Source organism: Enterococcus sp. SB12, from assembly GCF_030910025.2.
GTDB classification, from domain to species: domain Bacteria; phylum Bacillota; class Bacilli; order Lactobacillales; family Enterococcaceae; genus Enterococcus_B; species Enterococcus_B faecium.
The window spans coordinates 134784-145359 of sequence record NZ_CP175676.1 but is presented as its reverse complement, the minus strand read 5'-3'; the positions used below and the strand labels follow the sequence as shown (position 1 = coordinate 145359).

Sequence of the window (10576 nt, the reverse complement as noted above, 5' to 3'; positions counted from 1 at the left end):
CTATGTATGAAAAGGGGAAATCATTTATGGATAAATATATTAACATGAAAAATCCTCCAAGATTTAGTGGGGAATGGAAGTTTTTCGCATTTTTCTTTTTAGATCTATTAACGCTTGGTGGTTGCTTTTTTTGGGCGAAAATAGTCAATAATCTTGTCCACTTACCACTCTTTTTTGCACTCTTGAATTATGGCTTATGGATTGCGATAGCTTTAGTGATTGTTTGGCGCCCCTATAATAACCCTGGTCAACGCCAGATTTTTGCGATTATCGAATCTATTTTCTTTACGGATAAGAACCACTATCATGCGTTAGATCCTAACCGAAATTATCATGGCACGTATAAGGAGGATGAATAAATGCGAGTCAAAGGACAAAATTCAGTTGATAAGAAATCCATTTTTCAGTTTGGAAAACCAGAAGAACGATCTATCTTGGATTTATTTCCTTATAAATCCTGTACAGAAGAGGGAGTCTTAGTTACTAAAGAAGATCATTTTCAACGTTATTATCGTGTAGTTTCTACAGACGTGGAAGGATTAAATGAACAAGAGAAACTAGAACGAATGAATCAGTTGACCACCGTCATGCGTACGTATGTGCCAACAATTAAGTTAGTTAATTTGACCACAGAGACGGATCTAACGGAACAAATCGTGCAAAAGCGGCAGTTATTAGATAAAAATCGTATGGAACAATCCTTAGGAAGAAATCTACAGCGATTAAGAAAATATGAAAAGAAATTAGTAGAGGAAATCCAGGAATTGAAACGAGCAGAACAAGAACGTCCTGACTTAAGCTTCTTTTTCATCATTGAAGGAAAGACAATCAAGGATTTACAAACCAGAAACCGTCAGTTAATGCGATCTAGTGGCATTTTAGGGTTAAAACCACTCTACAAAAAAGAATTGATCAAGATTCTTTATCGAATGAATAATATGAATGATGAGTAGGAATGGAGAAGAGAGAATGAAATATCTGTTGATATGGTTAGAAAAAGATGTTCCGAAGGAAGAGACCACTAGAAAATTTCCTCACACTTTAAGCCTGAGTAAGTTGGGAAAAGGGCAATCTTTTCACCAAGTAAAGAATCAAACAAGAAGAGGTGACTGTACATGTTAGAAGCGATTAAAACAGCTTTTTCACCACAAAATGATCAAAAAGTACTTGATCCATTAAAGCAACTAGGAAATCGGGAAATCGAAATTTCAAAATCCAAAGGGTATGATTTAGATTTTTTAAAACAAGTGATGCCACAAGGTGGATTAAATTTCGATGAAGAGTATGTGACCTATGGAAATGGTTATTCACGGTGTGTGACAGTTTATCACTACACAAAAAATCCAACGCTTTTTTGGTTGGCCAATCTCATGAACAATCCTCATACAGTGGCCACACTCGATGTTAGCACAGATGAAAAGCAAAAAGTGATTGATCAAATCAATCGTGCCTTAGATGAATTAAATGATCGATCAGATAACGAACGAAAAGCGACTGACCGAAATAAAAGCGCAGAAGAATACCTGGAACTAGCGGAATATGCCCGAAAATTGACTTCTAATGGTGAAATTTCTAAACAAGTCAAAGTGAGAGTACATGTTTACGGAAACACGATTCAAGAAGTAGATGAACGAGCGCAGGAACTGATTGAAAATCTCAAAGGGATGGATTATCGTGCGGTGACCTATCTGCATAAAACCAAACGAGATTGGCAATCGATGTTTACCATGTTCGATGAACAAGCTGAATGGTTCGGAAATATCAAAGGGCAATCACTACCATCGTTAAACATTGGCGGAGGTTTCCCGTTCCACCACCAAACGCTAAAAGATCCAGGAGGTACACAATATGGGGAAACCATGACAGGCGGCCCATTTGTCTGGAATGCGACGTATAAAAATAGTGTACGGTTGTCTACTAATACCTTGCTTCTAGGAATGATGGGAGCTGGTAAATCGACCGTTCTTAAAATGATCGCGGAAGCCCATTTAGCTGCAGGAGACTTTATTTGGGGCTTTGAAAAGGGAAAAGACTTTATTCCTTTCTTAAAGGAATATAACGGTATTATGGTGCGCTTAGACGGATCTGACGGGATGATCAATCCTTTAGAAATATTTGCCACACGGACGTATGATGAAGCATCCAGTTTATATGACGATGGATCAGTCAAAGATTTGAAGATCAATGAAGCAGCGTCCTATCAAACACACTTAGACAAAGTGGTCTATCAGGTACAGTTAGTGAGTCCTCAGCTAAAAGGAACGATGAAAGCAGAATTTAAGACCTATTTAAATCGTTTTTATGAAGAGTATGGAACAGTACCACGCGGCTTTACTTCCTCAAACTCGCGTTCAAATACTGATACGCAAGTCACAGGGAAAGATCCAGAAGCTTATCCGACATTCAAAGAATTTTTAGACTTCTTAGGACAACTGGAATTACCAGGTGCTTCCCAAGAGAAAAAGAATCGAAAAGAAGAAATGGAATCCATCGTAGAATCCTTATGTGAGACGTATGGCATGATTTTTGATGGGCATAGTACAATTCGACACCTTGACCAACAACAGTTGGTCTTTTTTGATATTGATTCAATCACTGGATTGGATCGTGGGGTGCAACAATGTCAAATGTACATGGCGATGACGTTGATTTGGAATCAGGCATTGATTCAAGGAAGAAGACAACGACGTTTAATTAAAGAAAAACAAATGGAAGAACAAGATTTCAAACGCTTCTTGGCGATGATTGATGAGTGCCATAATGCGATTAATCCAGATTTCATTGAAACGGTAAATTATGTCACAAACTTCCAACGAGAAATGCGTAAAGTAGAAGCAATGACTGTTTTAGCGACACAATCCCCACAAGAAATGGTGCCAGAAAATATGTCTTCTGATAACTTCTCGAAACTGAAGAAAGTCTTTGAATTTTCTTCTACGAAGATCTTTATGCGTATGGATGAATCTATTTTACGTCATATAGAAGGATTAGTTGGTAAATCAATGACAAACTCAGAATTAGAATCCATTCCTCAACAAAATCAAGGAGACGCTGTGATCAATTTTGGCTCAAAAGAAACCATACGTGTTCATTTTAGTCCGAACAAACGTCAATTAAAATTGTTTGATGGAGGAAAATAATGGAAAACCAAAATGAAAGTTTAATCAAGCAGTATGTTAAGCGTCGTGCAAAGCGACGCTTATTTTTGTGGTTGTTTGGTACTTCTGCAGGTTTGATTACTATTTTGATTACTGTGTTCGTGACCCTTTTTCTAATACTTGCGGCGGGTTCGATTGATAATTCGGATTCAGATTCAAGTAGTGGTGGCGACGCTTTTACAGGAGAATATTCGGAAGGATTACCCATTTATAAAGAAATCAAAGGAAGAGGCCCTTTTTCTGATGAGATTGCGCAATATGCTGTAGGTGCAGCAGTGAAATATAAATTATTACCAAGTGTGATCCTTTCGCAATACGGTTATGAATCAGCGTTTGGTACATCGGCGTCCGCAAGAAATGATCTCAACTATTTTGGGATTACTTGGTTTGATGGTTGTCTGTTTCCTAAAGGAACTGCACGAGGAATTGGTGGCATTGAAGGTGGCTGGTATATGAAGTTTCCCAACTCAAAAGCTGCATTCTCCTATTACGGCTTTATGGTAGCCACACAATCAAATTTTAATGCATGTGTAGGAAATAAAAGCCCTGGCGCAAGCTTATTGATCTTAGGACGAGGTGGTTATGCCGCTGCAGGAATTACTGAAGATAGTCCGTATTATACAGGTTGTATGTCAATTATCACTTCTAATAAATTAACCGAATATGATGAATTCGCGATGAAACATTGGGGTGAAGGTGGTAATGATAATGGCACAATTACTGGTGAATGGACGAATCCATTCCCTGGCAGCAGTTTAGATAAAAGTTCCTTCAGCGGTGGTCAATTATTTGGAACGAATCCAGGCGGTGAATTCCGTCCGAATGGCTTCCATGATGGATTAGACTTTGGTTCAGTTGATCATCCAGGAAGTGAGATTCATGCGGTTCATGGTGGAAAAGTCGTGTACGTTGGAAATCCTGGTATTTCAGGTTTAGGCGCATGTGTGATCGTGATCAATTACGATGGATTGAATATGGTGTATCAAGAATTTGCGAATAGTACAGGAAATTCTCGTGTGAAAGTAGGCGATCAAGTGAAAGTTGGTCAAGTAATCGGGATACGAGATACAGCACACTTGCATTTAGGCTTCACTCGAATGGATTGGCGTCAAGCACAAGGACACGCATTCACAGATGATGGTACATGGATCGATCCATTACCATTTTTGAATAGCAGCAAAAAATAGATCAGGAGAAAAAATATGGAAAATAAAACTTTAAAAATCGTCTTAACAGCTGCAATTAGCGTTAGTTTAATCGGCAATATCGCGTTGTTTTGGCAGCTGAAAGAGGAACAAGCGACAAATACAAATACCTATAAAATTGAAGAAGTGGCTAAAAACGCCTCTGAGAAGCTCAAAAAAAATTCCTCTTCAGCGCAGGCAAAGATCGACAAGTTAAATCAAACTATTAATGAGAAAAACCAAGAAATCGATCAGCTGAAGCAACAAGATGGCACAAAAGCAAAAGAAGAAGTAACTGAATCACAAAGTAAGACGGCAGAAGAGTTCGGTAAATTGGCCATTGATAAATCATTAAGCAGAAATGAATTAACGGAAAAACTAAAAGATGTAGCAACCCAAGAAGTGATTGACAAATTAAGTCCTGCAGACGATGATCACCAACATGATGATTACGGAAGTTACTCCTTTACATTAGGTGACGTGCAAACTTACGCTCAAACAAGCAGTGTAAAAGAGGAACAAAATTTTGTCGTATTTGTTGATTATACAATCGGCAATCCTCAATTCAAAGATGTCAAACCGCAAAAAATAAAAGGTGGATTAACTGTCACTGAAAAACAAGTAGATGGTCAATGGAAAGTCACAGACTTTAGTTATTTCACTCGTTAGGAGGAAGAAAATGAGTAAGAGAAAAGGAGCAAGACAACGTTTCAAAAAACGAAAAAGTTATCTTAGATGGCTGGTAATCTTTATGATTCTCGGCTTTTTAATTCTTGCTAGTCCGATTTATACGCACAAGAAGGTAGACATACCAGATGAGGTAAGCACGAACGCATTCTTAAACACGAAGGAACTGACGATGGTTTCAAAAGAAAAAGGAGCAAATCAGCAATTAGTTTTTGAATTTGCGATCGACGATGAAGATCAAAGCTTATTAAAAGAACTGGCTAATCTTAATTATCGCGTAGAAGTAAAGACAGCTAAAGGGGATTATCAAGCAATAAAAGCCGAAGTGATCAAAGTTTCTGATGATTATTTTGCAGTGAAGCTATCGCATGTACCAGAAGAATATATTGCTATGCGATTAACCATTATTCCTGAAAAAATCGATCCAAAGGTGGATATGCAAGAACCGCAAGATCTGATTTTTTATATTCACGAAGATAAGGTCAAAGATCAAGTGAAAGACAAAGATTATGAACAACATGCGATCAATTACAAAGTGAAAGGATACAAGAAAGAACAAAAAGTAGCACAAAAACAAATTGAATCTTTCCAAGCAACCATAGATTTGAATGAAGAATTAGTGAAGAAACTAAAAGATCAGTTGCCTTATCAAGTCGCAGATGATCAGGAAAACACTGAAAATAAGATTAATGGTTACCAGCAAGAAATTGAAACATCGAAAACGCAAATGAAAGATCAAGAAGAGATCATTCAAAAACTTCAAGAAAAAATTGATCGTATTACAAAAGAAAATATTTAGTAGAACAGGTGGAGTGAAAGAAATGAAGCGAGCGAACTTGGTCGGCAAAGATATTTTCGCTGAGCAGAAAGTATTGATTAAAGCCTATCTCAAAGTTGTAAAAGTCAAAGATGTATGTCAAGAAGTGAATTTATCTAACACGACAATATCTGAACTGAAGAATGGTAGAAAGAATTTAGACACATTAAAATTGAGATCTTTTGAATCTCTATATATAGCTGCTAAAAAATATTTTACAGCTGATAATAAATAAAAAATCAAGGTGGGTTCTATGTGAAAAAAAGTATCAAAAGTTTTTATGGATTAGCTATATCGCCCTATTTATCGTTGGGTTTCTCGTCAGTGTGTCCGTGATCGTCGGAACGCTTTTTCTTTTGTTCTCTGACGAAGATCTGTTACTTAAGGGGTTAATGAGTACGTTATCGTGTGTTATGTTACTTTACCTATGCATACAGCTCAACGAAATTATGCCCCCTCATTGGCAAGAAAAGAAGAAAGAATTTAAGGAAGAAATCGAAATAAAATCCAATGACTGGATCGAACATACGTGGCTTCCTCTGAAAAGAAATAGCAAACGAAAGGAATTTTGGGCATTGCAATTATGGCCAATAGGAAAACTTTTTAGTTATATGGCTTCACTTATGGTTACTTTAATCGGCTATTTGGTGGTGGTCTATGGGATGGCCTATTACTTGTTAAGTGAGCCAAAACAGATCGCGGCGTCAAATATTTTCACGGCAGAAATGACAATAATGTGTGTCATGTGCTTTTCTATTTTTAGTTACTTACTCGTCCAATTTGTCAGGCAAAATTTAACAATGAGTAAACTTTTCAAAAGTTTATTGGACTTACTTATCTTAGGCAGTATGTTAACGACTCTAACAGATCGGTTCGAACAATCTGGAAGAACGGTAGAGGGGATAAAGAACTTCTTAACGACGATTGATCAATTTATAAATGGATATATGTATTTGTTTGAAGTAAGCTTTATTCTCGCTTTGTTTGGTTGTGTATTTATAGAACTCATTAAAAGATCAATCGAAAAAGAAATGGTTATTGATCTGATTCCGACGCTGAGCGGCTATGAGTATTACGTTGATTTTGGAAAGTATGAGGAGTTGATCCATACGGATATCGTTCACACGAGTATCCATGAAGTAACCGTTAAGGGCATCAGATCTACTTTAAAAGATGGACAGGAGACGAAAACAATCGACCGAAGAAAAGAGGTCTACAATTTTTATAAAGTTGAAGCAAGTCTACGATATGGCATTGGGAAATTGTGGTTAGATGGGAGTAATATTCAACAAAACAAACCATATGTTTTAGGAAAAGTGGTGATTTAGAACTTCCTATGAAAGATGAATAAATAAGGAGAATCCTTTGAAAATGATTCTTCTTTACAGAATTGTGCTTATAGTTGGCACGGAATTAAAAATCTTAAAGAAGGAGCATTTATTCAAAGTGAAAGAAAATCAGGATCAATTACTATGTAGTAAAGCGGGTATGGTGAACATTGAATACCGAACAGAATATTTAGAATTAATGGATCAAACTGATTTTTTGTCGATTCGAGAGCAACAAGAGCAAGAAAAATTAATGGCTACTTATAGCCAATTGATTGATGAATGGGAACAATTCAAGGAATCTAAAACATAAAATTCCATTTAAACACCTTATTTTTTAAAGAGCATAAGGAAACGTGGGAACACTTTTTAAAAAAAGTGTTCCAATAGGCTGTGCCTATTACGTTTCTCAAAAATAAATGTGGGAACAAAATATTTAAAAATAGGATAGTGAAAGGATAGTGAAGGATAGTAAAAGGAGGGTAGTAGGATAGCAAAAAGGATAGGCTCCTTTTCGCTATCCTTTTTAAATTGGAGGAATTAATATGGAAGTAAGAATAAGAAATGTGGATGAGAAAATCGTAAGAGAAATTGATCGAAGATGTGACGAACTAAGTAACCGTACGGGTCATAAATGGAGTCGTAACGATTATTTAAAATTACTAATAGAAAATGATTTTGATCGTCCTTTGATGGAATATAAAAAGAAAAGTTTGATCAGTTATTAGAAAAGTTTTCAGAAATTCAAAGCTATAACACAAAGATATTAGAAGAATATGTTAGCCAAAACAATCGTATTTTAGAAATCTTGATCGAGCAAAATAGAGGAAGTGAACTTTGATATGGCAAAGGTTATAGACAAACACATTTACTTTCACCAAACACATATCGATGTGTTGGATGAGATTATTTCTACTCATGCAGAAGTTAAAAACTATAGTGAAGCCGTTCGGTTTCTATGTATGAATTATGATCCAGAAATGGAGAAAAAAGTAAATTCCAATCAAGCAAAGTTGAATGGAATGAGTAAAGAAATTTCTATTTTAACCGAAATGGTTTCAGAGTTTGCAGATCTTCATTTGAAAGATACAGGAATACTAATTGGTACAAATTCAACAGTTTACCAAGAAGCAAAAGAACGTGTGGAAGGAAAAATTAAATCTAATCAAACCAAAAAATATTCCCCTCAGTTGAAGAAACCTGTGAATGAATCTGTTCATGCCAGAGTAGATACATTTGATCCAACGAAGATTCTAAAAAGATAAAAAGTAGAAGGGGAACGTGATGAATAAATCGCCTGCAGTCATTCTTACTTGTCAATTTACCTTGCCCAATAAAAAATCTTTTTCAACATACATTGATTATATGACAAGAGAAAAAGCGCTGGAAGAAATGGAACGACGTACGCCTGAAGAAGAACAGGAACTGCAACGAATCAAGAATGCTTTAGAGGATTTTTATATTCCTGAAGGAGAAACTTTTTCGGAGAGTAAGACGGATAAAGAATTCAGTGAAACGTCGAATGAAGCTCAATCTTTGATGGGGAATGGGATCAATTTTGACAAGTTAGAGGAACAAGATTTTACCAAATATCTTTCTTATATGACCCGTCACTATGCGTTAGAACAAAAGAAAGAACTTACGCAAAGTGAACAAAAAGGCTCAATCATTTATCAAGATGTTGTCTCTCATGATAATTCTTATCTTGAAAAAATAGGATTGTACGATACCAAAACAGATACTTTAGATGAAGAAGGGTTAAAAGCAGCTGGAAGAAAAATGATGGAGACATTATTCGAGAAAGAGCAACTGAATGAAACAGGCTACTGGATGGCAACGATTCACCGCAATACTAAACATATCCATATTCATTTTGCAGTTGTTGAAAAAGAAAATACGCGTAAACCTTACACTGAGGTTGAAAATGGTGTGAGTTATATCGTACCGAAAGGTAAGAGAAGACAAGCAACATTAGACGCAATGAAGACCAATTATGTACATGAGTTAGAACGTTTTTCTTATGAAAAGGATCGAATAATTGGTATGGAGAAACGAAATTTATTGACACGAAAAAGTGATTTGCGTAACAGCTTAACAAAAGTGGTAAAAGAGCCAGTACGTTATGATCGACACGCAATGAACTTATTAAATGAAGTATATAGAACCTTACCTGAAAAACGTTCGGAATGGAATTATGGGGATGAAAATCGAACTAAACTTTCACCATACACAAGAGAGAAACTCGACGAGTTAACCCAATATGTGTTAACAAAAGAACCTGAATATCAAGAATATATACAGATTTCAAAAGCATTGAAAGAAGAAGCAGAAAGTCTTTATGGGGAAAGCAAGAGAGAATCAAAGGATGCAGAGAAAAATGCTCTCTTTGATTTAAAAAAGCGCACAGGAAATGCCATCCTAACAGAGCTGAAGAGACAGGATAGTCAAATAAAACCATTAATAGAAAGTGTTGATCAGATGCAATCTATTTACAATGAACGATCCTTTCGAACGCTTAAACAATTGCCAACGAATGAATACAAATATAGTTACGAAGAATTCATGAAGCGCAGGAAACAATTCCAACAAAGAGTTGTCACGCAGCGGAGTTTACGTCAATTAAATCGAACGATTAATGCCCATGAAGAAAAATACCACGCAAGTAAAGTATACGAAGAGCAACAACGAAGAATTCAAATGGAACAAGAAAGACAGTAGGAGGAAGAGAAATGAAACGATATTTGAATCAATGGAAAGTCATAGAAGGATCACTAAAAAAAGAACGAATCGAACAACTTCCCGATTGTTTGGAAAAAGAGCATTTGTTCCAGATAAGAGAAATGTTGAGAAACGAACAGTTTGATCCAAATCAATTTTTAGTCGTTGAGTACCCAGCTACTGGTGTGTATTGTTGTAATCATGTGAATGGTGAAAAATATTTTATCATTCAAGAATATGAGGGCAAGTTAGCACCTTATTATACTACTTGGGAAATGAATGAAGAGGGAATCAATAACTTTCCATGTAAAAGCATTGAAGAGTCCATTTCACTCACAGAGTGTTAGTTGTTAAGTGAATAAAAGAAGTAAAAGAGTCCTGAACGTGATTGTCCAGGACTCTTTTTTTCAATGAATTGTTTTCCGCCAATTTATTGAGTGGTGCGATTTCCGACTACATTATATCAAAAGAAAGGAGGAAGAAGAAATGGCTTATTCAACTATTGGAGTTGTTGTTGAAAAAAGCAGAGACAATCTCGTTTTTGTGACAGAAATTCAAACAGGCAGATCTTTTGTCGTCACAGACAAAGCGGCAAAAGCTTATCAAAGTGGCGATATTTTAACGTTAAATCTGACTACGAAGACGTTCGTCGATGCGACAGAAGATTATCCATTTGTTTAGGAG

General features: G+C 36.1%; 13 protein-coding genes and 1 pseudogene. All 14 read left to right on the top strand.

Annotated features, from left to right (window positions below):
- Window positions 1-26 precede the first annotated feature (26 nt).
- The 14 genes and pseudogenes from RBL01_RS13380 to RBL01_RS13315 all read left to right on the top strand — a co-directional run bounded on the left by RBL01_RS13380 (window position 27) and on the right by RBL01_RS13315 (window position 10573).
- Entirely contained in the window at window positions 27-359 is a 333-nt protein-coding gene (locus RBL01_RS13380) for a hypothetical protein (RefSeq protein ID WP_002295656.1), read from the top strand.
- A complete protein-coding gene (locus tag RBL01_RS13375; protein ID WP_002318309.1) occupies window positions 360-953 on the top strand; it encodes a hypothetical protein in 594 nt (197 codons plus the stop codon).
- A gap of 162 nt (window positions 954-1115) precedes the next feature.
- Entirely contained in the window at window positions 1116-3140 is a 2025-nt protein-coding gene (locus RBL01_RS13370) for a VirB4 family type IV secretion system protein (RefSeq protein ID WP_058138866.1), read from the top strand.
- Complete coding sequence (locus RBL01_RS13365; protein WP_058138864.1) at window positions 3140-4345, top strand: glucosaminidase domain-containing protein; 1206 nt, start codon at window positions 3140-3142, stop codon at window positions 4343-4345. Before RBL01_RS13370 ends, RBL01_RS13365 begins: the two co-directional genes overlap by 1 nt.
- Window positions 4346-4360: 15 nt before the next feature.
- Window positions 4361-5011 (top strand): hypothetical protein, encoded by a 651-nt coding sequence (locus tag RBL01_RS13360; RefSeq protein ID WP_038809275.1) that lies wholly within the window; start codon window positions 4361-4363, stop codon window positions 5009-5011.
- A 10-nt stretch (window positions 5012-5021) separates the two neighbouring features.
- Window positions 5022-5828 carry a hypothetical protein gene (locus RBL01_RS13355; protein WP_080489884.1) on the top strand — a complete coding sequence of 269 codons (807 nt, stop codon included), beginning with the start codon at window positions 5022-5024 and terminating at the stop codon, window positions 5826-5828.
- Window positions 5829-5850: 22 nt separating this feature from the next.
- Complete coding sequence (locus tag RBL01_RS13350) at window positions 5851-6081, top strand: hypothetical protein (protein WP_002297493.1); 231 nt, start codon at window positions 5851-5853, stop codon at window positions 6079-6081.
- A gap of 157 nt (window positions 6082-6238) precedes the next feature.
- Entirely contained in the window at window positions 6239-7174 is a 936-nt protein-coding gene (locus tag RBL01_RS13345) for a hypothetical protein (protein WP_307781012.1), read from the top strand.
- Between the two features lie 43 nt (window positions 7175-7217).
- The gene (locus RBL01_RS13340) at window positions 7218-7487 is read left to right on the top strand and encodes a hypothetical protein (protein WP_002331351.1); all 270 of its coding nucleotides are present in this window, start codon (window positions 7218-7220) and stop codon (window positions 7485-7487) included.
- Window positions 7488-7719: 232 nt separating this feature from the next.
- Window positions 7720-8015: pseudogene (locus RBL01_RS13335) on the top strand (hypothetical protein).
- Window position 8016: 1 nt separating this feature from the next.
- Window positions 8017-8439 (top strand): hypothetical protein, encoded by a 423-nt coding sequence (locus tag RBL01_RS13330; protein ID WP_002299248.1) that lies wholly within the window; start codon window positions 8017-8019, stop codon window positions 8437-8439.
- Between the two features lie 19 nt (window positions 8440-8458).
- Window positions 8459-9892, top strand: coding sequence for a MobP2 family relaxase (gene mobP2 / locus RBL01_RS13325; RefSeq protein WP_307780975.1), 1434 nt, complete (start codon window positions 8459-8461; stop codon window positions 9890-9892).
- 11 nt (window positions 9893-9903) lie between these two features.
- The gene (locus tag RBL01_RS13320) at window positions 9904-10239 is read left to right on the top strand and encodes a hypothetical protein (protein ID WP_002295640.1); all 336 of its coding nucleotides are present in this window, start codon (window positions 9904-9906) and stop codon (window positions 10237-10239) included.
- A gap of 139 nt (window positions 10240-10378) precedes the next feature.
- Window positions 10379-10573: a hypothetical protein gene (locus RBL01_RS13315; RefSeq protein ID WP_002295639.1), complete on the top strand. Its 195-nt coding sequence runs from the start codon at window positions 10379-10381 to the stop codon at window positions 10571-10573.
- Window positions 10574-10576 lie beyond the last annotated feature (3 nt).